A 23,640-nucleotide genomic window follows, 5' to 3' on the forward strand; every position below is an offset into this window, starting at 1 on the left:
TTTACTTGTAGTTCTTTTGTATGTAGTTCCCACAGAATGCACAGACCACACAGAAGCCTACGGGATTAAGGTTTTTCGAATCCACAGAATGGCCTACGCTTCGCGATGCAAGAATCCACAGAAATGAATGCTTGCGTCAAACGATGGGCATAATTTTACTTGTAGTTCTTTTGTATGTAGTTCCCACAGAATACACAGACCACACTCTAAGTTTGCAGAAGAAAGCAATTAGGCTAAATAATCAAGGTAAAACTATGATTGCTAAAGACAGTTTCGTACCTTTGTTGTAAAAAGGTAGAATCGGTCTGTCGAAGAGGTAAACCAAAGATCGCACAAGTCTGAAGACTATGTTCTGTTTCGGACCTCATCGACATAGTTGCAAAGACCAGATAGAAAGTTATCGGCTCTGAGCCTTGTTAGAGTGTTAGTCCATACAACTATTGAACAATTCTACATAACTAAAATCGTACAAAGATATGAAGAATTTATTTATTGGAGTTGATTTTTCGAAAGAAAAAGTTGATGTGGCTATCATTTTTGCAGATGGACTGACAGAAACAGCTGCACGAATGTTTAACGAGTTCAAGACAACTGTGTCTGGCTACAAGCAACTGGTCAAGTGGGTGGAGCAGAATTCCTACGGCATCGACTCTTCCCTGTGGCTCTTCTGTGGAGAGAATACGGGCGACTACAGCAAGGGACTGTGCAACTTTCTCTATGGTAAAGGCTACGACATGTGGCTTGAGAATGCCAAGAGCATCAAGGATGCATCAGGTCTCAGACGATTGAAGTCGGACCGCGCCGACGCCTCGATGATTGCCGAATACGCAATGAGGAATTACGACAGAGCCATTATGTACGAGCCACTTAGCGAGTCACTTGCACAACTGCGCGAACTGTTTCTGTATCGTCAGATGGTTATAAGACACAGATGCAGCTTTCAAGTGCGCAGAGGCGAGAAGAAACTCACAATGGAGAAGTCTCCTGTCAAGACAATGATCTCGCAGAGCGGAAGGCATATCGTGTCTGAACTCAACAAGGAAGTAGAGAAAATAGACAAGCGAATCGCCGAGCTCATCAAGTCAGACGAGGAACTCACCGAGGTGTTCACCATCGTGACCTCGGTGCCTGGTATAGGAACGCAGAATGCTGTCTGTCTGATGGTATACACCGACAACTTCCGTCGTTTCAACTACGATTCAAGGAAGATTGCCTGCTACTACGGCATAGCCCCATTCGGCAAGGATTCGGGCACCAGCGTGCATTCAGATCCTCGTGTGCACTATATGGCGAACCGTCAGATAAAGTCCATGCTGACGCAGGCTGCACTGGCTGCCGTGAACTTCAATCCTGTTATTGCAAGGTACTATATGCGTCTCGTGGAACGTGGAAAGAAGAAGCAGGTTGCACTGAACAATGTGAAGAACAAACTCGTGCATTTGGTCACTGCCATGGCCAGAAACCGCCAGCTTTATACCCCAGAATATAAAATCTCAGCTTAAAATGAAAATAATGGTCAAAACATTTGGATTTTAACATAGAAAGCAGAANACAATGTGAAGAACAAACTCGTGCATTTGGTCACTGCCATGGCCAGAAACCGCCAGCTTTATACCCCAGAATATAAAATCTCAGCTTAAAATGAAAATAATGGTCAAAACATTTGGATTTTAACATAGAAAGCAGAATGCACAGAAGCCTACGGGTTTAAGATTTTGGAATCCACAGAATGGCCTACGCTTCGCGAGGCAAGAATCCACAGAAATGAAGGGTATAAAGATAGTGCAAACCGAATGGTATGGCATCCCTGCCATACCCACTCTGCCATGATTGTACAGCCAATTTAGTGGGTATGGCAAGGATGCCATACCCTCCTACTATATGTAAAGATTATTCTGAACTGTTACTTAGTAATGATGATTTGTATTCGACTTGGTGCTGCGGAGGCCGGAGACCTCCGCTACTTATAGGTTCATAATTAAATCACTCCAAATATCGGACGAGCCTCTCTTTTCCCTTAACACAAGGATTTTTCACTCTTCACTCTTCACTTAACTATTGGATTCTTCACTTTTCACTCTTCACTTAACTATTGGATTCTTCACTCTTCACTCTTCACTCTTCACTTAATAAACTATTGGATTCTTCACTTTTCCCTTTTCACTTAATAAACTATTGGATTCTTCACTTTTCACTCTTCACTTTTCACTTAACAAGCATCAAGTCGCTCATAACCGTATCGCTCACAAACAGGCCTTTTCTTGTCAGTCGCAAGTGGTTGTTACACAGCTCGATAGTGCCGTTGTTTAAACTATCGGTTGCAGACTGTAGAGCGTAGCGTTTGTGCTCGTCGGAGAGGGCTTCGAGGTCAAGTCCCTCGACGGTTCGCATGGCTGTAGTAACGAGGTCGTTGTAATGGGTGTCGGCATCAATCTCCTCGTGCTCGGCAGGCAACGAACCGCCCTCAATCGACAACATGTATTGTTGCAGATTGTCGATATTCCACGATCTGCGCTTGCCGTTGTACGAGTGGGCCGAGGCTCCAAAGCCCATGTAGGGCACGTCGCGCCAGTAGCTGCTGTTGTGGATAGAGCGATAGCCAGGCTTGGCAAAATTGCTTATCTCGTAATGTTCGTAGCCATGCGCGGCAAGAAGGTCGATCAACGTGGAGTACATCAGCAGATAGGTATCCTCGTCAATCTGCTTTACCTTGCCGTCTTGCAGCATGCGATAGAGTGGGGTGCCCTCCTCGTACATCAGACAATAGGCCGAGATGTGGTTGGGCTCAAGGCTGAGGGCCGTCGTTATGTCGCGCGTCCAGTCGTCGATGTTCTCGTCGGGGAATCCAAACATCAAGTCGATGCTGATATTATCGATTCCTGCCTGGCGAATGGTTTGACAAGCCTCCATAGCCTGGCGTGCCGAATGGCGGCGGCGAAGGAAATGTAGGCGCTTGTCGTCGAAGCTCTGCACGCCCATGCTGATACGGTTGACGCCCAACGACCTTAGGGCCGAGACGTATTGGGGCGTAACGTCGTCGGGATTCATCTCCACAGTAATCTCGCGCACGTCGCCCGGATACACTTGCTGCACATGTCGCAATATCTGCTCCATGTCGGAGATGTGTAGAACCGAGGGGGTGCCGCCACCTAGATAGATGGTGTCGGTATTATGGTGGCTAAGACTGGCCTCGGACTTACTTCGGAGGTCCATCTCGCGCAAGAGGGCCTGGGTGTAGCGCTTGCTAAGCTCGGCACGTGTGGTGCTGTAGAATCCGCAATACACGCAACGGCTCTTGCAAAAGGGGATGTGTATGTAAATGCCTTTTTTCATTTGCTTGTCATTATATAAGGTGGAAACCACTTCTGGTGGATTATTTGTATTGCAAAATTACTAATAAAGTTTAAAATCTTATCATAAATCAATCGTTTTCTTTGGTATTGTGTTGCCAAATGTCTAACTTAGTAGTCGGATAGACACCCACCCCAAAGTCAATCCGCCATGAACAATTAATATTAACCATTTAAAACCTGAATTTTATGAGGGTCTATCAAACAAATGAGATTAAGAACATTGCCCTTCTTGGCAGTGCGGGTAGCGGCAAGACCACCCTTGCCGAGTCTATGCTTTTCGGTAGCGGAATAATCAAGCGCCGTGGAACGGTAGAAGCACACAATACTGTGAGCGACTACTTCCCAGTGGAGCACGAATATGGCTATTCGGTATTTCCTACCGTTTTCCATGTAGAATGGAACAACAAGAAATTGAATATTATAGACTGTCCGGGTAGCGATGATTTTATTAGTGGAGCCATCACAGCCCTGAACGTAACCGACCAGGCCGTTATCCTGATAAACGGACAATATGGCCCTGAGGTTGGCACACAAAACAACTTCCGTTATACGGAGAAACTTCACAAGCCTGTAATCTTCCTCATCAACCAGCTGGATTCGGACAAGTGCGACTTTGACAACATTATTGCCAACATGCAGTCGATTTATGGTTCGAAGTGCGTGCAGATTCAATATCCTGTGAGCACGGGCGCCGGATTCAACGCCATCATCGACGTGCTGCTGATGAAGATGTACACTTGGAGTCCTGATGGAGGTATGCCTACCATAGTGGACATCCCTGAGGAGGAAAAGGAGAAGGCCCTGGAGCTGCACAAGACTCTGGTAGAGGCAGCTGCCGAGAACGACGAAACTCTGATGGAGAAATTCTTTGAGGAGGAGACTCTTACAGAGGACGAGTTGCGCGAGGGCATTCGCAAGGGACTTGTTACACGCTCTATCTTCCCCGTGTTCTGCGTTTGCGCAGGCAAGGACATGGGCGTAAGACGACTGATGGAATTCTTGGGCAACGTTGTACCTTTCGTAAGCGAGATGCCTAAGCTTCACAACACACGCGGCGAGGAAATCACCCCTGATTCGAACGGTCCGGAGTCTGTATACTTCTTCAAGACTGGTTTGGAACCACATATTGGCGAGGTAAGCTACTTTAAGGTTATGAGCGGCAAGATTAAGTCGGGCGACGACCTGACCAACTCTGACCGCGGCTCGAAGGAGCGTATCGGCCAAATCTATGCTTGTGCCGGAGCTAACCGCATTCCGGTGGACGAGCTTGTTGCAGGCGACATCGGCTGCACAGTTAAGCTGAAAGATGTAAAGACAGGAAACACCCTAAACGGAAAGGATTGCGAATGGCGTTTCGACTTCATCAAATATCCTAACCCGAAGTTCTCTCGCGCTATTAAGGCCGTTAATACCGCAGAAACCGAGAAACTGATGGCTGCGTTGCTGAGAATGCACCAGGAAGACCCAACATGGCTGGTAGAACAGAGCAAGGAGCTGAGACAGACCATCGTTAGAGGCCAAGGCGAATTCCACCTGAGAACCCTGAAGTGGCGCCTGGAGAACAACGAGAAGCTGCAGGTTAAGTTTGAGCCTACACGCATTCCTTATCGCGAAACCATTACAAAGATGGCACGTGCCGAGTACAGACACAAGAAACAGTCGGGTGGTGCCGGACAGTTTGGAGAGGTGCATCTCATTATAGAGCCTTATGCTGAGGGAATGCCCGACCCGACATCTTACAAGATCAACGGTCAGGAATTCAAGATCAACATCAAGGGTAGGGAAGAGGTTAGCCTTGAATGGGGCGGCAAGCTGGTCTTCATCAACTCGGTTGTTGGCGGAGCTATCGACACACGCTTTATGCCTGCCATATTGAAGGGTATTATGGACCGCATGGAGCATGGTCCGCTTACGGGCAGCTATGCACGCGACGTAAGAGTGATTGTTTACGACGGCAAGATGCACCCGGTTGACTCTAACGAGCTCTCGTTCATGCTTGCGGCACGCAACGCGTTCTCGGCAGCATTCAAGGAGGCTGGTCCTAAGATTCTTGAGCCTATATACGACCTCGAGGTTTATGTGCCTTCCGACTATATGGGCGACGTGATGAGCGACCTTCAGGGACGCCGCGCCTTGATTATGGGTATGGACAGCGAGGCTGGTTATCAGAAGCTTCAGGCTAAGATTCCTTTGAAGGAACTGAGCAACTACTCTATCTCGTTGAGTAGCTTGACGGGCGGTAGAGCCTCGTTTACAACCAAGTTTGCAAGCTACGAGCTTGTTCCTAACGATTTGCAGCAGAAGCTTATCGAGGAGCATGCCGCAGAGACAACAGAAGAGGAATAATTGTATACTTAAAATTCGCAAGCGAAAGAAGTTATCGGAATTTATCGGAAGATAACTCGCTTCGCTCATGAATATAATAGACATTGGTAGACAGACGGTTCGGAATAGGGAGTACTTGTTTCGAACCGTCTTTTTGTTGTGAAGACATGAGAACGGGTGTTTAAAGACAGAAGAACATAAGGACAGGTTTTTTTGACAGACATAAGAACAGAAGAAGGCTCAGTGGAAAAGTACTGTGGATGTTTTTTTTGTTTCATAGTATTTTGTATCTTTGCATTATGAACATGCTTGAACAATTAGCCCGTATAGTTCTTCCCAAAGAAATACTGGACAATTTCGATATCGTCAAGATAGAAACAGATGAGTCTGATATTGACTCAATGAGTATGACCATCTATCTAGACGAGCGTATGAATGCTTATCTCCAAAAATCTGATGACTACGAATCCAAAGGTTTTATGGATGCTGTACGCATAACTGATTTTCCGATTCGTGACCATAAAGTGATTCTTGTACTTCGTCGTCGTAGATGGAAAAACAAAGAAACAGGAGAAACATTTGTCGACCGTATTAGTGTTACCGAATCAGGAACCCGCTACTCGAAAGAGTTTGCGGCTTTTTTAAAAGAGACGTATGGACATATCCCCGACGACCTGCCGTACGCTTGAGCGATACTACCATGTAAACTCCAATACGTTGGATAAACAATACAAGGATGTCTTGAGTGACTATCGTACCTGGTCAGAACTAGAACATGCCGATGAATGGCTTGTCTTTCCTGACAACGTAGGTCGTAATTTGGCAATAGACGAGACCTCTATGTCTAACGGTGAATTGCGCACAATCGTCACCAACAGGGACAGACACGGAAAAGATCAATGTCTGGTTGCAATTGTCAAGGGTGTTAAGTCAGAGGACGTTATCAATGCCTTGAAGCATATACCGGAAGCACTTCTGAATATCGTTGAGGAGGTTACATTAGATTTGTCAGACTCCATGAGAAAGATTGTTCGCACATGCTTTCCAAAAGCAATGAGAGTAATTGATAGATTTCACATACAGAAGCTTGCTTGCGATGCTGTGCAAGAAATGCGCATTAAGCATCGTTGGGATGCTATACAAGAGGCCAATGACGACATGGAGAATGCAAAACTTGAAGGACGCGAATACGTGCCTTTTCGATATGAGAACGGAGATACGAGAAAGGAATTGCTAGCAAGGAGTAGGTATCTTCTTTTCAAATCAGGAGAGAAATGGACGCTGTCACAAAGCAAGAGAGCAGAGATCCTATTTAGAGAATATCCAGATTTGAAGACAGCTTATGGACTCTCGCATTCTTTGAGAATGATTTTCTCAAAAAATACTGTTAAGGATGCCGCAAGACTTTCTATGGCTAAATGGTACAACAAAGTGGAAGAAGCTGGCTTCCGTTCTTTCAATGTTATTGCTGCAACATTCTATGAACATTACGATGATATTCTTAACTTTTATAAAAATAGATCATCTAATGCTGCAGCTGAATCCTTTAATGCGAAAATCAAAGCCTTCAGAGCATCACTAAGGGGTATCGTTGATGAAAAGTTCTTTCTGTATCGACTTGCAAAGATTTATGCTTATCCCCACTAAATTTCCACTGACCCCAGAAGAACCTGTTTTTTAAGATATAGTAGGAGGGTATGGCATCCTTGCCGTACCCACTCTGCCATGATTATCCTGCCGATTTAGTGGGCATGGCAAGGATGCCATACCCTCCTACAGTTTCCCAAACTATTGGATTCTTCGTTCTTCACTCTTCGTTCTTCACTTCCACCATTAGATTCTTCACTCTTCACTTAACCTTTGCAATACAAAAAATATTTAAATCCTTTGTTCTTTCTTCTTTTTGCAGTAACTTTGCATATATGAAAAGAAATATATGTAAAATTATGATGGCTCTTTTGGGCCTAATATTCTTCACCCCGTCGTATGCTCAAAATTATAATGTGCAATGTGAGGACACTTGCTCTCATGTGCATGGCATAGATCTTAGCCATTATCAAGGCGAGGTTTTTTGGGAGGCTATAGGCGACAACTCGAAGATGGCTTATGTTTATCTTAAGGCTACCGAGGGCGGAGACCGTATAGACCACATGTACGAACAGAACATAGAACTGGCACACAAGTATGGCTTGAAGGTAGGGTCGTACCACTTCTTTCGTCCTAAGACTGATCTGACCAAACAGCTTGAGAACTTCAAGGCCCAATGCCGCCCACATCAGCAAGACCTTATACCAATGATTGATGTAGAGGTGAAACAAGGATTGGGAACAGAGGCTTTCTGCGACTCGCTGCTGAAGTTTCTGGACATGGTTGAGGTGGCTTATCATCAGAAACCATTGGTTTATACAGGCACCAATTTCTACAATCGCTATCTTGCCGGCAAACTTAATGGCTACAAGCTTATGATAGCACAATATTCGGCCAATGAGCCTGTCTTGATCGACGATAACGACTATCTGCTGTGGCAATATACTGGTAAGGGCCATATCGACGGCATAAGGGGATATGTGGACAAGAGCCGATTTATGGGTCGTCATGGTCTGCGCGAGCTGCGCTTTATGCGACACCATAGGTAGGCGAGCAAGAATAGGGTAGAGAAGGATAAAAAAAAGAAAAACATAAAAAAAAATTTTAAATACTAATGGCAATTATAAAATGTCCGGAGTGTGGTCACGAGATTAGTGACAAGGCTCCATTTTGCCCTTCCTGCGGCGTGGCCATAGCAGGTAAGGTGGTTGAGTGTCCGAAGTGCGGAAAAGTTTATTTCTCCGAACTGTCTGAATGTCCACAATGTCATTATAAGAGACCGGTGGCAGACAAAACGCCAATTGTAGAAAATAATAATGCCGTAAATACTCAGGAAACGGAAAAAACTACGGAGGTTGAGAATGTGGAGCCTAAGGAGGCTGAAAAACAAGTATCATTGGCAGCTGACAATAAGGAATCTAAGGGCGTTAAGAACAACGAACGTTCGGCAAGCGCTTATAATGAGCAACCCGTTGGCGTCAACAATCCTGAAGAGGCGAACGACGAGAACTTGAAGACTCCACGAAATTCTTCGCGCAACAACAAGATTATTATTGGTGCCGTGGTGGCTATAGTGGCCGTGGTTATAGGCATAGGCTGCTACTTCTACTATAGTATACAGTCGGACAAGGAGTTGCAGGCTTACAACTATGCCATGGCAAGCAACGATCCGCAGGTTCTACAATCGTATCTTGATCAGTATTCGGATGCTCCAGAAGCTCATCTTGACAGCATTCAGTCGCATCTCGACTTGATAAAGAAGACGCAGCAGGACTGGACAAACGTGATGATAAGCAACTCGAAGAGCGCGCTTGAAGACTATATCGCACAGCATCCAGATTCTCCGTACAAGGCAATAGCAATACATAAAATTGACTCGATAGACTGGCAGACCGCCCAACAGCAGAACACGGTTGAGGCATTAGAACTTTATATCGAGCAACATTCTGACGGAGAGCATGTTGAGGATGCCAATCAGATGATTAACTCGCTGAATTCGAAGACAATACAGCCCGAGGAACGTCTGATGGTAAACAGCATCTACGGCGGATTCTTAAAGAGTTTGGGCGACAAGGACGAGGAAGCCTTGACAAGTTTCGTTAATCCGTTGTTGACCAATTTCCTTGGAAAAACCAACGCCACAAGAAGCGACGTAGTAACGTTTATGCATAAAATCTACAAGAGCGATGTGAAGTCGATGGCTTGGAAATCGCTTGGCGACTACACAATAAACAAAAAGAATGTGGGAGCCAACCAATACGAATACTCGGTGGCTTTCTCGGCAATTCAAACCATTGTTGGTCAAGACGACAACGCAACTGAGGTAAGATATAAAATTACATCTACATTGAATAATGAAGGCAGAATATCAGACTTCAACATGATAAGACTTGCTGAATAAAACAAAATAATTATAGCTCGTTGGCTGATTAAACATAATCAGCTAACGGGCTATTTTTAAATAATCGTAATCACCATTATGATAAATAGGGCATTTTATTATTATAAATCTATGTACTCAATCGCCCTATTGTTCATGCTGAACCCGAGGAATAAATCCCCTTATTGTTCATGCTGAATTCAAGAAATATTATTATTCGCGCCAAATGTCGCCACACTCTAAACAAACATGCGTTCCGTCAGAATAAGCCATAATATTAGTATTTTAATGATTGATGCGACAAAGGTAATGGAGATTATTTGTGATTTTATTAGTATCTTTGCAGAAGATAAGCTGCATCTCAGCAAAATATTCAAGCAAGCTTGATATTCTGCATTCGATTTGCATTATCTTTGCATAAAAATCAAAAACGACAATCACAGAACAATATGATTACAGTTGATGGACTTACCGTCGAGTTTGGCGGAACCACCCTATTCAAGGACATTTCCTTCCAAATAAACGAGAAGGACCGTATAGCACTTATGGGCAAGAATGGAGCTGGCAAGAGCACGTTGCTGAAAATTATAGCAGGCGTGCGCAAGCCTACACGCGGCTCGGTTTCGGCTCCTAAGGATTGTGTAGTGGCCTATCTGCCCCAGCACCTTATGACCGAAGACGGACGTACCGTGTTCGACGAGACGTGCCAGGCATTTGCTCATCTGCACGAGATTCAGGCCGAGATAGACCGCATAAACAATGAGCTTACAACACGTACCGACTACGAGAGCGACGAATACATGCAGCTGATAGAGAAGGTGTCGAGCTTATCAGAGAAATTCTATGCCATAGACATGACACACTTTGAGGAGGACGTGGAGAAGACGTTGCTGGGCTTGGGATTCGAGCGTAAGGACTTCAATCGCCCTACAAGCGAGTTCTCGGGAGGTTGGCACATGCGAATAGAACTGGCCAAGCTGCTGCTTAAATCGCCCGACGTGCTTCTGCTCGACGAGCCTACCAACCACCTGGACATCGAGTCGATAGGATGGCTTGAGGACTTTATCATCAACAGCTCAAAGGCTGTGGTAGTAATTAGTCACGACCGTAAGTTTGTGGACAACATCACCACACGAACCATCGAGGTGACCATGGGCCGCATTTACGACTACAAGACTACATACAGCCAGTATCTGGAACTGCGCAAGGAACGACGCGAACAACAGATGAAGAAGTATGAGGAGCAGCAGAAGATGATTGCCGAGACAAAGGACTTTATCGAGCGATTCAAGGGCACCTACTCTAAGACCTTTCAGGTGCAAAGCCGCGTGAAGATGCTTGAGAAACTGGAGCTGATTGAGGTAGACGAGGAGGACACAAGTCACCTAAGACTTAAATTCCCGCCAAGTCCGCGAAGCGGAGCCTACCCCGTTCAGTTGAGCGACGTGGCCATGGCTTTCGACGGCAAGCAGATATTCGGCGGCGTGAACCTTACTGTGGAGCGTGGCGACAAGATTGCCTTTGTTGGCAGAAACGGCGAGGGTAAGTCGACTCTCGTGAAATGCATCATGGGACAGTTGCATAACCAGGGCAAACTGGAGCTGGGACATAACGTACAGATAGGATATTTTGCGCAGAACCAGGCTTCGTTACTGGATGGCGAGTTGACCGTTTTCCAGACCATCGACGACGTGGCCAAGGGCGAGATTCGCAACAAGATACGCGATCTGCTGGGCGCATTTATGTTTGGTGGCGAGGACTCTACTAAGAAGGTTAAGGTGTTGTCGGGAGGCGAACGCACACGTCTTGCTATACTAAAGCTGCTGTTGGAACCCGTAAACCTACTGATACTCGACGAGCCTACCAATCACCTCGACCTAAAGACTAAGGACGTGCTGAAGCAGGCACTTATGGACTTTGACGGCACCTTGATAGTGGTAAGCCACGACCGCGACTTCCTCGACGGACTTGTAAGCAAGGTGTACGAGTTTGGACATGGCAAGGTGCGCGAACACTTGTGCGGAATCTACGAGTTCCTGGAATCGAAGAAAATGGAGAGTCTGCAGGAACTAGAAAAAAAGTGAAAAGTGAAGAGGGAAAAGTGAAAAATCCAATTGCTAAGTGAAAAGTGAAATGTGAAAAGGGAAAAGTGAAAAATCCAATTGCTAAGTGAAATGTAGGAGGTACGATATGAAAAAGGTTGTTGTAGCCTTCGACTCCTTCAAGGGCTGCATCTCGGCACACGAGGCCTGTAAGGCTGCCTCAAAAGGAATACGAACGGTATTGCCAGGGGCAAATGTTGTTGAGATTGCGTTGAGCGATGGTGGCGAAGGATTGGTGAAATGCGTACAGCAGATATTGCCTACGCAGAGCGTGTCAATAGATGTACACGGACCGCTTATGACGAAGCTTAAGGCTGAATATGCCATGTCTATGGACGGCAAGACTGCCTATATGGAAATGGCTACGGCAAGCGGGCTGATGCTTGTGCCTATAGACCAACGCGACCCTACTAAAACCACTACCTATGGCGTGGGTGAAATGGTGGCCGACGCCTTAAAGCGAGGATGCCAAAAGATTGTAATGGGCATTGGCGGAAGTGCCACTTGCGATGGCGGGCGCGGAATGGTTGAAGCACTAAGGGATAAGGGTTGTCTTGAGAAAAAGAACCACAAGAATATTTATCATAATGACCACGGAAACCTTATGCAAAAAGGTCACGAATGTCTTGTGCAAAAATGCAAGTTGATTGTGGCATGCGACGTAAACAATCCACTATACGGCGATAACGGGGCTGCACACGTATTTGCGCCACAAAAGGGAGCCACAAAAGAGCAAGTGTTGTGGCTTGACGAGCAGCTGCGAACCTTTGCCAAAGAAACCGAACAAGCAGGACTTGCCACACCCGAACTTGCAAACCACCCTGGAGCAGGCGCGGCAGGCGGTTTGGGCTATGCTCTCCTTGCCTATCTTAATGCCGAGCTAAACTCTGGCATAGACATTGTGCTTGACCTTGCCAACTTTGACGTGGCAATAAAGGATGCCGACCTTGTAATTACTGGCGAGGGCAAATCGGACCAACAAACCATGATGGGCAAGGTTCCGCATGGTGTGCTTAAGCGTTGCAAGAAAGCGGGTGTGCCGGTATGGCTGCTGTCGGGCGCCATAGACGACAGAACGGGAGAACTGGCAAAGAACTTTGACCTTGTGAGGAGCATTAACGAGAACGACAACCGTCCGCTATCTGTACTTATGCAACCAGACGTGGCAAAAAAGAATATAACCGCTTTCTTATCTGCCATATTTTTTATATATTTGCAGATAATTAGGACAAACCGAAATATTAATAAAACGAACAAGGATTAATAGAACGAACAGTCGTACATCATCATGGCTGTAATGATAACGTTTGGCATGTTGCTTAGAATACGTGTATCTGTAAAGAGTGTGGAATTTAAATTAGCTATATAATAAACCATATAAAAAAAGAAAACTATGGAAATTGGAGAAAGAATACCAGAGATACTTGGCATAGACCAGGACGGACGCGAGATTAAGGCAAGCGACTATCGCGGTCGCAAGATTGTGCTTTACAGTTATCCTAAGGCCAACACCAGCGGATGCACAGCCGAGGCTTGCTCGCTACAAGCACATAAGGACGAGCTGGCTGCAGCAGGATACGATATTATTGGCGTGAGCAAGGACAAGCAGGCTCTGCAGAAGAAGTTTGCCGAAGCCAAAGGGCTGGAGTTTCCGCTTATTGCCGACACCGAGACTACTCTGTTGCAGGCGCTTGGATGTTGGGGCGAGAAGGTGACTTGTGGCAGAAAGACCGTTGGCATTCTGCGCACAACATATCTGGTAAACGAGGAAGGCATAATAGAAAGAATTTTTACTCCGAAGGAAATAAAGACAAAGATTCATGCGGAGCAAATACTGAATGCCATTAAAGCAGAATAATAAACCACATTACTAATAATTATGACAATTACTCTCATTATTCTCGCCCTTTCGGCTGTGTTCTTCGCCATGGGCAAAGTTCGCTCCGACCTCGTTGCGCTATGCGCCCTTGTCGCCCTACTGCTCACCGGAATACTCACGCCGCAAGAAGCCCTGTCGGGATTTTCCAACTCGGTGGTGATAATGATGGTGGGATTGTTTGTAGTGGGAGGCGCTATTGTACAGACCGGACTTGCCAAGAAAGCATCAGGCAAGCTGATGACCCTTGCAGGCGACAGCGAACTGGGCTTGTTCCTATTGCTGATGGTTGTTACAGCCGTTATTGGAGCCTTTGTTAGCAATACGGGTACGGTGGCTCTTATGATGCCTATCGTGGTAAGCTTGGCGCAGAAGGCAAAGATGCGCGCAAGTCGCTTGCTTATGCCCCTTGCCTTTGCAAGCAGCATGGGCGGCATGCTTACGCTTATTGGTACGCCGCCCAACCTTGTAATACAGGAAGCTCTTACCGATTATGGCTTCGAACCATTGAAGTTCTTCAGTTTTCTGCCCGTTGGTATTGTGTGCATTATAGTTGGTATCGTGGTGCTGTTGCCCCTTAGCAAGCGATTGCTTAACGGCAGCAAGCAAGCAGCCGACGGCGAGCAAGGCAAAAAACGTGGCAAGTCGCTCGACGACCTGATGGAGGAGTATAATCTCAAAGGCAATCTGTCGGTATTTACCGTAGGCAAGCAGTCGATTGCCTACGAGAAGACACTTGCCGAACTGGACATTCATCATCGCTACGGACTTACCGTACTTGAGGTTAGACGCATAAAGCAGCCACGTTCGCCACTAATGAAAGAGGTGGAACAACGACTTGCCGGACCAGACACCAAGCTTGTAGAGAACGATATAGTATACGTAAGTGGCGACCCAGAACAAGCAACAAAGTTTGCTGCCGACATGAAGCTGGACAAGACCAGCGAGCAATTGGCATTCTACGACATAGGTATTGCCGAGGTGGTGTTAATGCACAACTCAAGATTGTGCGGCAAGACTCTAAAGGAAACCGGATTGCGACGCCTTTATAACGTTAACGCGCTTGGCGTGCGCCGTGGCGACAACTATATAACAGAAGGAATTGCCGACATGAAATTCCGTCAGGGCGACATAATTCTGATACAAGGCAAATGGAAGAACATCTCGCGAATAGCCGATGTTGCCGACGGTATTGTGGTTATGGGGCAGCCGTTAGACGAGGCGTCGCGCGTTACACTCGACTATAAAGCTCCGCTTGCAGCAGCCATAATGTTGCTAATGATATTGACTATGGTGTTCGACTTCATCCCCGTAGCTCCCGTTACGGCCGTTATGATAGCCGGATTGCTTATGGTAATAACGGGTTGTATACGCTCGGTAGAGGCAGCCTACAAGACAATAAACTGGGAGAGCATTGTGCTTATCGCGGCCATGTTGCCTATGTCGGTAGCTCTGGAGAAGACAGGAGCCTCGGCAATGGTGGCAAGTTTGCTGGCCGACAATCTGGGGCAGGCAAGTCCGTATGCCTTGCTTGCGGGCATCTATTTCACCACGTCTCTCCTTACGATGTTCATCAGCAATACAGCCACAGCTGTACTTATGTCGCCCATAGCCCTGACCTCGGCTGCGGCAATAGGCGTAAGCCCCTACCCTATGCTCTTTGCCGTTACGCTTGGAGCAAGCATGTGCTTTGCATCGCCATTCTCTACTCCTCCCAACGCGCTCGTGATGCAGGCAGGCGGCTACTCGTTTATGGACTACATCAAGGTGGGATTGCCGTTGCAGATAATTATGGGATTGGTAATGATAGGTGTGCTGCCTCTTATTTTCCCATTCTAAATATGCGCTATGCAAATATAAATGCGTAACTTTGCATGGAATAAAAAAATAACAAGTTAATTAACATATGCCATTAAGATTACCAGATAAACTCCCCGCAATAGAACTCCTTAAAAAGGAAAACATATTTGTGATGGACGACTCGCGCGCTACGAGCCAGGACATTCGTCCGCTACGTATCGTGATACTTAACCTTATGCCTCTGAAGATAACAACAGAGACCGACCTTGTGCGCCTGTTGTCCAACACGCCGCTTCAGATGGAGATCTACTTTATGAAGCTTAAGAGTCATACATCCAAGAACACTCCGATAGAGCACATGATGATGTTCTACAAGGACTTTGATGTGCTGGAGAAGGAGAAGTTTGATGGTATGATTATAACTGGAGCGCCTATCGAGCATCTGGAGTTTGAGGATGTGGAGTATTGGAACGAAATATCCAAGATATTCGCATGGGCCAACACACACGTTACGAGCACCATGTACATTTGCTGGGCTGCACAGGCTGGATTGTACTATCATTATGGCGTGCCAAAATATCAGTTGCCTAAGAAGATGTTCGGCATCTTCCAGCAACACACGCTACAACCACAGATTCCTCTGTTCCGCGGATTCGACGACGTGTTCTATATGCCTCATAGCCGACATACAGAGGTTAGACGCGAGGATATTGAGAAACATAACGAACTTGAGATTGTGGCAGAATCGCCCGAGAGTGGTGTAAGCATAGTTATGGCCCGAGGCGGACGCCAGATATTTGTTACCGGACATATGGAGTACTCGCCTTACACTCTTGACAGCGAATATCGTAGAGACCTTGGCAAGCGCGACGACGTGGACATGCCAAAGAACTACTATAGAGACAACGACCCGCAAAAGGCTCCAAACGTTACGTGGAGAGCGCATGCCAATCTGTTGTTCAGCAACTGGATAAACTATTACATTTATCAGGAGACTCCGTATAACATTGAGGAGATTGGATAAAAACAAGTTTCATACATTATGAATTCAAGCAACAACCTACCCCGCCCTATCGAACTCCTTGCTCCTGCCAAAAACCTTGAGCAAGGCATTATTGCCATTGACCATGGCGCCGATGCTGTATACATAGGCGCAAATGAGTTTGGTGCGCGACAGGCTGCGGGCAACAGTATAGAAGACATAACCCAACTTGCAGCCTATGCCCATCAGTTTGGAGCAAAGGTGTACGTAACCGTAAACACCATAGTATACGAGCACGAGCTTGCCAATGCCAAACAGCTATTGCGACACATAGTAAAGGCTGGCGTGGATGCTATCCTTGTGCAAGACATGGCTGTGGTGGAAATGATGAAAGAAATAGCAGCCGAGCCCGAGATGCAAGGATCGAGAATGCCTGAGTTGCATGCAAGTACTCAGACAGACAATCGCTCGGCAGATAAAGCAGCTTGGCTAACAAGCATTGGGTTTAGCCGTGTGGTATTGGCACGCGAGCTGTCTATAGACGAGATAAAGCAAATACACAAGGCTGTGCCTAATACCGAGCTTGAGGTGTTTGTGCATGGAGCTTTGTGTGTAAGTTATTCGGGAGCATGCTATGCCTCGCACCATTGTTTCGGTCGTAGCGCCAACCGTGGCGAGTGTGCTCAGTTCTGCCGATTGGCTTTCGACTTGAAAGACAGTAGCGGAAACACAATACGCAAGGCAAGCCATTTGCTGTCGCTTAAGGATATGAACCAGTTGGACCGACTGGAAGACATCATAGCAGCAGGAGCCACATCATTAAAGATTGAGGGCCGACTGAAGGATGCCGCTTATGTAAAGAATGTGGTGGCTGCATACAGCCAACATCTCAACAGCATAATAGCGAAACATCCCGAACAGTATTGCCGCAGCTCTAAAGGAAGGGTGGAATATACATTTACGCCCAACTTAGACAAGACCTTCAACCGTGGCTTTACACATTACTTCCTTGATGGGCGTCGCGAAGACATCTCATCGTTTGACACTCCTAAGGCTATGGGCGAATATGTAGGATATGTTAAGGAGATAAGACGCGGTTCGTTCAATGTGGCGGGTACAGCCATATTTGCCAATGGCGACGGATTGTGCTTCTTCACACCCGACCATAAGTTGCATGGCTTCCGCGTAAACCGTGTCGAGAACAACCGCCTATTTCCTCTATCTATGCCCGAGGAATTGAAAGCAGGAATGGCTCTTTATCGTAACAACGACATCGTGTTTGAGCGTGCTATGGAAAGCAAGACGGCTGAACGAAAGCTTGATATAGACCTGAACATTGGTGTTGATTGCGGAAAGATTGTACTTGATGCTGAGGACGAGGCAGGACGCAAGGCTTTTGTTGTGCTTGACGAGCCATTGCAAGAGGCCCAGAAACCTCAGAGCGAGAACATAATCCGACAACTCGAGAAGATGGGCAACACTCTGTTCCGCCCACGAAAGACAAAGCTTACTAATGGTGTTGGCAATCTGTTTATACCTTCAAGCAAGCTTGCTACCTTACGACGCGAGGTGTTGGCAAAGATAGAGCAACAACCTATAGACACGCCAAACACAACAGCCCGACAAATAAACACGAATTGCAAGCCCAATAACAACGATGCCAAGGCTCAATATATTGACGCAAGCAAGATAAATGCAGCCAACGTGGCTAACCATCGTGCCGAAGCTTTCTACGAGGAGCATGGCGTAAAGCACGCAGCAGCCGCATTCGAGCTGACTGATGGCGCTCGTCCTGGTACAAAGACATATGGCACACCACATGCTAACACGCCTCTGATGACATGTCGATATTGTCTGAGATATGCTATGGGATACTGCGTAAAACGCGGAGGCAAACAGCCTACATGGAAGGAGCCTCTGTTGCTGGAATCATCGGACGGAAGACAGGTGAAACTGGTATTTAACTGTGCAAAATGCCAAATGGAGGTTTATGCACAAGACTAAGTCTATAAACCCAACGAGGAAGTTAAGAAGAAGTTAAGGGGAAGTTAAGAGGAAGTTAAGAAGAAGTTAAGAGGAAGTTAAGAAGAAGTTAATCCATCTACGATGGATGGAATTTAACGGACAATAGTAGAAAATCGTATGAGAGAAGTCAAGAAAATAATGTCGAGAGTAGTAGCTGTAATTGTAGTAATCCTTACACTTACAAGCTGCTATCATACCACAGTACGTCATCATGACGCATATGTGGCAAAACCGTCGGCTACGTATGCAGACAATCAGGTGGCCGACTCAGACTCTACTACATACGACAACATGAGCGCATTCTACCAAAGTCATCATTATGCGCAGAACTATAACTTCATGGTAAAGGCCGACTCGCTGGCTTTGCTTCGCCAACAACCCGAAGAATTGCTGAACGGTCTGCCTACCGACTCCTTCTTTGTAAAGAAAGGCAATCGACTTGTAGTTGTAGACATACGTTTGCTAAAGAACGATCCGGTAGATTCGGTTTGGGTGCAACTGGCGCGCGACCAATATACCTTCGGATGGATACACGAAAGCAAGCTTTTGCCAAATGTCGTGCCCGACGATCCCATATCGCAGTTTATCTCCACCTTCTCAGACACCCATTTGCTTGTGTTCCTTATCATCATAAGCGTAATAGCTATGAGCTACCTGGTACACAGCATAAGGCAGAAACATGTAAAGGCGGTACATTTCAACGATATAGACTCGTTCTACCCCACTCTGCTTGCCCTAACCGTGGCCACAGCAGCAACATTCTATTCGAGTATACAGATGTTTGCACCCGAAACATGGCGACACTTCTACTATCATCCCTCGCTTAATCCGTTTGCTGTGCCAACGATTATATCAGTATTTCTCATTTCGGTATGGTCGATAGTAATAATAATGATAGCCACCGTGGACGATGTGCTTCATAAACTGTCAGCATCGCATGCCACACTCTATCTATGTGGCTTGGGAGCCGTTTGCGCAGGCAATTACATCATCTACAGCATAACCACCTTATATTATATAGGCTACTTGCTGCTTATTGCCTATTTTGTTTATGCCATTAAGCATTATGTACACAATAACTATTACAAGTATTCTTGCGGCAAGTGTGGCGCCAAGATGAAGAAAAAGGGAATATGCAAGAAATGCGGCACAATAAATGAATAAGAAAAGCAATCCCCACTACCAGCTTATCTCAAGCAAGAGACTGGTAGTGGGGATTTATTTTAAAATGCCTTTGAATGCAACCATATTTTCATTTTACAGCAAGCAAAGGTTCATTTGATAGCAAGCATAGATTCATTTGATAGCAAGCAAAGATTCATTTGATAGCAAGCATAGATACATTTGCCTCTAAGCAAAGATACATTAGCCTCTAAGCAGAAATACATTAACCTCTAAGCAAAAATCGAATATATTTATTATCTACGCCTTATTAAGCCAATTAGAGCAAGGCTTTCTTATCCCGAACTCAGGTTATCAGATGTTTTTATGGAACGTTTTGTGTTCATCTATAAAATATAAGATATGAATAGTTGGCGTTTTAAGAGAAATATACTAATTTTGCAGAAATAATTCATTAAAATTATAATTAATAATAGAATGAGATTCCTTGTTTTATTTATTACGATATTATTATGTTCGACCACGATTAAGGCTCAAAGGCTATATAGTGAGAGTGGCGATTTTTATGAGAAATCAAAGAGGAGTGTTGTTGATCATGCCAAGTTGGGAGTATTTTATGAATTAAAGTTCCGCAAAGATTCTACCAAGTTGGATGATTATACTGAAGCGCAAACAGTATTGATGGTTTCAGATAAGCACTTACTTTTTAGTGATTATAATCGATTGGCATTCGATTCAATAAATGACTATTTAGCCAGTAGCAAACAAAATAAAAAGGACCAAAAGGCTCGTGAAGAATGGATGCAAGCTATTAAAAAATGGACTTTTTTCTTTGTTACGCTAACTGATTTAGAAGAACAAAAAACCACGGTGCAGACTTACGATGTATTGCGAAGCTACGAGTACACTTACCCAACGCCTCAAATGGACTGGCAATTGGTATCCGGGGACTCTATAATAAATCAAAGAGCTTGTAAAAAGGCCACTTGTTCTTTTGCCGGTCGAAATTATATTGCATGGTACACCGAAACGATAGCACTTCCTTACGGACCTTATCTTTTTACAGGATTGCCTGGGCTGATCATGGAAATCCATGATGAAGGTCGCAATTGGATTTTTACGAATAACGGGGTCGGAAAGATGCCTCAATACAGTGACATGTATCTTTATAAAAAAAGGTATATCAAAGATTTGATTGTAACCACACGCGAGAATGCCCTGACCGGTTATCGGAATGATATTGAGGATTTTGATAATCTGAGTATTGAGATTTACAAGGTAAGGGTCGAAAAGAATGGCCAAATGGTTACTCCGGAAGCAAACAACCCGAAACGTCCCAGTAATATGCTTGAATTACAATGGTAAAGAATTTTAAAATATTATTTATGCTATTTCTGTTTCCTTTGTCTGTATGGGCGCAGGAAACAGAAGTCGTTTTTAAGGGTATTGTTACGAATACAGAAGGCATCGGCATTGCTAATGTATTATGTAAGGCATTAAGTGCCACGGATTCTTTACTGGCTTATGGTATCACCCAAAGCAACGGACAATTTCATTTGCAATACAAGAAGAATGTAAATAAACTGACATTCTCGAAAATGGGCTATGCCACACAAATTATTTCAGTTCAAAAGGATAAATATCAATATACCGTTCAGTTAGAAAAAAAGCCTTATGAGCTTGATGAAGTTGTAGTGAAAGAGGCCCCTATAACTCGTAAAAAAGATACGCTTGACTATTATGTAGAGTCTTTTCGTCAGAAAGAGGACTATAGCATTGAGGATGTGCTAAAACGCATGCCGGGTATTGAAGTGACGACTTCAGGACAAATTCTGTATCAGGGTAGCAGCATCAATAAACTGAACATTGAGGGATTAGACCTTATGGGTGATCAATATAACCAAGCCACTCAGAATATGCCAGCTGAGGCCGTATCTACGATTCAGGTTATGGAAAATAATCAGCCCATCCGTGCCTTGGAAGGAAAAATTCATAGTAATCATGCGACACTCAATATAAGGTTAAAAAAGAACTATAAAATGCGTCCTTTTGGTGACGCAGAAGTGGGAGCCGGAGGAACGCCTGCTATATGGGACGGTAGTCTGACAGGGATTCAAGTGGCAAAGAAGAATCAAGTATTATTTACCGGAGCCTTAAACAACAGAGGTGCCTCATTGCGCAGCTTGCAAAATGGCATGTCGAACTTTACGGGCATTTATGCACAAGAGCAATTGCCTGCTCCTTTCCTCTATTCTACTACAACCCGCCGTCCACCCATTTCACCTATTTATTACTTGAACAACCGTTCCTATTTTGCCGGACTGAATTATATGCACGCTTTCACTCCTTATTCCACTTTACGTTTCAATCTGCTTTACAACCACGAAGGAGAAAACCGTGAGGATAGCACCCGATGCGAGTATTATGCGGCCGACACAATCAGTATTTACGAAAACAATAGGCAAAAGAGCTGTGAAGATGTAGTAAAAGGACAGGTGCGTTACGAATTGAATGGCAAGAAGGTGTACGTGGAGAACATTCTTTCGGGGCAATGGCAGGATGTCAGCTCCTATAATCAAAATGTAACCAATTTAGGCTCTTTGGGAGAGGACATACATCGCAAACCTTATTTTATTCAGAATGTCGCCAATGTCAACCTGACCACTCCAAGTCGTGTCTATAGTTTGGCTTCCATTGTGCGTACCTATCAGACGCGCGAGCGACTTTCTGATTATTGGACAGCAGATAACGAATACAAACGGCAGAGCTATTATCTGAATCATTGGTTTATGCGCCACCGGCTTTCCACGGCTTTCGATATAGCGGGCAATCCCTTGACGTTGGGTTACATTATAGAATACAAGCACAACCGACTACACGATACCCAACAGACGGCTACTTCGTCCTATTGGCTGCACACACTCGAACCATCGTATCAAATTCAGTGGAGCGGTGGAAACGTCGAACTACTTCTTCCTGTGGAATATACCATTTACCGCTGTGGCTGGCGAAAAGAAAAAGACCAAAAAGTTCTTTTCTCTCCTTCGCTCGATTTCACTCAACAAATTAGTTATCTATTGCGAATGGAAACCTCGGTAGCCTATAACCAAAATGCTTCAAACGCCGATCCTTGGTTCAATGGAACGATGATGAACAACTATCGTACATTTACGACAGGCATTGACAGCCTTTCGGTGCAGCGTGTCGCGTTGGCGAATCTCCGTCTGTCGTATCTGAACACCATCACGCTCTTTTCGTGGAATGTTTATGTCGGCTGGACGCGCAGTACTTCCGACCATTATCTCAAAAGTATTTATATGCCCGATTATACGCTCTTTGTTCCAGTGTGGAACGACCGCACGAAAACTACATGGAGCATGGCACTATCATGTCGTAAGAACTTTCGCGATGCCCACATCAATTTGAGCGGACAGACCAATTATTCATATAATAAGGAGTTTGTGTCTCAAAACGAGGTGGAAGATTATCTGCGCTATCATGCCTTGCATGCTTCGGTCACGGCGCAATGGAGCGGACTGACATGGTTCCAGCCCAAACTCACCATGGCAGGAAATATCAGTTGGAAAAAGCCTGATGTCTTCTCCGCAACTGACAATCTGCTGAAAAATGCCTATTATTCCTTAACAATGGATTTCTATCCTATCAGTAAACTCCGGCTGTATGCCGACTTTTCGCAATCGGTCTTCGAAATAGTCCGTAACCATTACTCTGTTAACAGTTTTTTGAATGCCGGTATGCGCTACGATTTCAATTCTCGCTGGTCTGCAAGCGCAAATATCAACAATCTGTTTAACCGCAAAGACTACGAAGTTTCGCTTTATCAAAGAGCCAATTTTCAATACTACCGCGTACCGCTGCGTGGTCGTGAGTTTATGATTTCGCTACGGTTTAAATATTAAGAAAAAGGCCTATGATAATGGCTACCTCTGAACAAGGAGATTTACACCCAAACAATGCTGATGGCAAGACATCAGAAAATAGCAAAACTCTTTGACGAAGATTTTTGGGTGACACGATGACGAGCTGGAAAAAGTGGTGTTGGATGTCGGATAACGATTGCCAATCGT

Annotated in this window: 16 protein-coding genes; 15 read left to right on the top strand and 1 reads right to left on the bottom strand. The window is 45.3% G+C overall.

All coding sequences use genetic code 11. The features are described from left to right. The first annotated feature begins 476 nt into the window (after positions 1–476). Complete coding sequence (locus C9991_RS10560; protein WP_106810849.1) at positions 477–1,502, top strand: IS110 family RNA-guided transposase; 1,026 nt, start codon at positions 477–479, stop codon at positions 1,500–1,502. 703 nt (positions 1,503–2,205) lie between these two features. Here C9991_RS10560 and hemW read toward each other — a convergent pair. Then, positions 2,206–3,333 carry a radical SAM family heme chaperone HemW gene (gene hemW / locus C9991_RS10565; protein WP_106812473.1) on the bottom strand — a complete coding sequence of 376 codons (1,128 nt, stop codon included), beginning with the start codon at positions 3,331–3,333 and terminating at the stop codon, positions 2,206–2,208. Positions 3,334–3,539: 206 nt separating this feature from the next. On the opposite strand from hemW, the gene fusA2 reads away from it, so the two are divergent. The 14 genes from fusA2 (at position 3,540) to C9991_RS10635 (ending at position 23,472) form a co-directional block, all read left to right on the top strand. Next, the gene (gene fusA2, locus C9991_RS10570; protein ID WP_106812474.1) at positions 3,540–5,699 is read left to right on the top strand and encodes an elongation factor G2; all 2,160 of its coding nucleotides are present in this window, start codon (positions 3,540–3,542) and stop codon (positions 5,697–5,699) included. A gap of 278 nt (positions 5,700–5,977) precedes the next feature. After that, a complete protein-coding gene (locus C9991_RS10575; protein ID WP_106812475.1) occupies positions 5,978–6,367 on the top strand; it encodes an ISAon1 family transposase N-terminal region protein in 390 nt (129 codons plus the stop codon). Then, positions 6,333–7,325, top strand: a complete 993-nt coding sequence (locus C9991_RS10580; RefSeq protein WP_106812476.1) for an ISAon1 family transposase — start codon at positions 6,333–6,335, stop codon at positions 7,323–7,325. The genes C9991_RS10575 and C9991_RS10580 overlap by 35 nt, the downstream gene beginning before the upstream one ends. 299 nt (positions 7,326–7,624) lie before the next feature. Next, on the top strand, positions 7,625–8,314 hold the full coding sequence (locus C9991_RS10585) for a glycoside hydrolase family 25 protein (RefSeq protein ID WP_106812477.1): 690 nt from the start codon (positions 7,625–7,627) through the stop codon (positions 8,312–8,314). 65 nt (positions 8,315–8,379) lie between these two features. Next, complete coding sequence (locus tag C9991_RS10590; protein ID WP_106812478.1) at positions 8,380–9,666, top strand: double zinc ribbon domain-containing protein; 1,287 nt, start codon at positions 8,380–8,382, stop codon at positions 9,664–9,666. Between the two features lie 428 nt (positions 9,667–10,094). Continuing rightward, complete coding sequence (locus C9991_RS10595; RefSeq protein ID WP_106812479.1) at positions 10,095–11,729, top strand: ABC-F family ATP-binding cassette domain-containing protein; 1,635 nt, start codon at positions 10,095–10,097, stop codon at positions 11,727–11,729. A gap of 106 nt (positions 11,730–11,835) precedes the next feature. Then, positions 11,836–13,011: a glycerate kinase family protein gene (locus C9991_RS10600; RefSeq protein ID WP_106812480.1), complete on the top strand. Its 1,176-nt coding sequence runs from the start codon at positions 11,836–11,838 to the stop codon at positions 13,009–13,011. 129 nt (positions 13,012–13,140) lie between these two features. Then, entirely contained in the window at positions 13,141–13,605 is a 465-nt protein-coding gene (locus C9991_RS10605) for a peroxiredoxin (protein ID WP_106812481.1), read from the top strand. 21 nt (positions 13,606–13,626) lie between these two features. Continuing rightward, positions 13,627–15,462 (top strand): SLC13 family permease, encoded by a 1,836-nt coding sequence (locus tag C9991_RS10610; protein WP_106812482.1) that lies wholly within the window; start codon positions 13,627–13,629, stop codon positions 15,460–15,462. A 67-nt stretch (positions 15,463–15,529) separates the two neighbouring features. Continuing rightward, positions 15,530–16,447, top strand: coding sequence for a homoserine O-acetyltransferase MetA (metA, locus tag C9991_RS10615; RefSeq protein ID WP_106812483.1), 918 nt, complete (start codon positions 15,530–15,532; stop codon positions 16,445–16,447). A gap of 18 nt (positions 16,448–16,465) precedes the next feature. Continuing rightward, entirely contained in the window at positions 16,466–18,409 is a 1,944-nt protein-coding gene (locus C9991_RS10620; RefSeq protein WP_106812484.1) for a peptidase U32 family protein, read from the top strand. 138 nt (positions 18,410–18,547) lie between these two features. Next, positions 18,548–19,594: a beta-carotene 15,15'-monooxygenase gene (locus C9991_RS10625; RefSeq protein ID WP_106812485.1), complete on the top strand. Its 1,047-nt coding sequence runs from the start codon at positions 18,548–18,550 to the stop codon at positions 19,592–19,594. A 435-nt stretch (positions 19,595–20,029) separates the two neighbouring features. Then, the gene (locus tag C9991_RS10630; protein ID WP_106812486.1) at positions 20,030–20,917 is read left to right on the top strand and encodes a GLPGLI family protein; all 888 of its coding nucleotides are present in this window, start codon (positions 20,030–20,032) and stop codon (positions 20,915–20,917) included. Further along, positions 20,911–23,472, top strand: a complete 2,562-nt coding sequence (locus C9991_RS10635; RefSeq protein ID WP_106812487.1) for a TonB-dependent receptor — start codon at positions 20,911–20,913, stop codon at positions 23,470–23,472. Before C9991_RS10630 ends, C9991_RS10635 begins: the two co-directional genes overlap by 7 nt. Positions 23,473–23,640: the final 168 nt, after the last annotated feature.

Origin of the sequence: Prevotella merdae (genome assembly GCF_900290275.1) — a bacterium.
GTDB lineage: Bacteria > Bacteroidota > Bacteroidia > Bacteroidales > Bacteroidaceae > Prevotella > Prevotella merdae.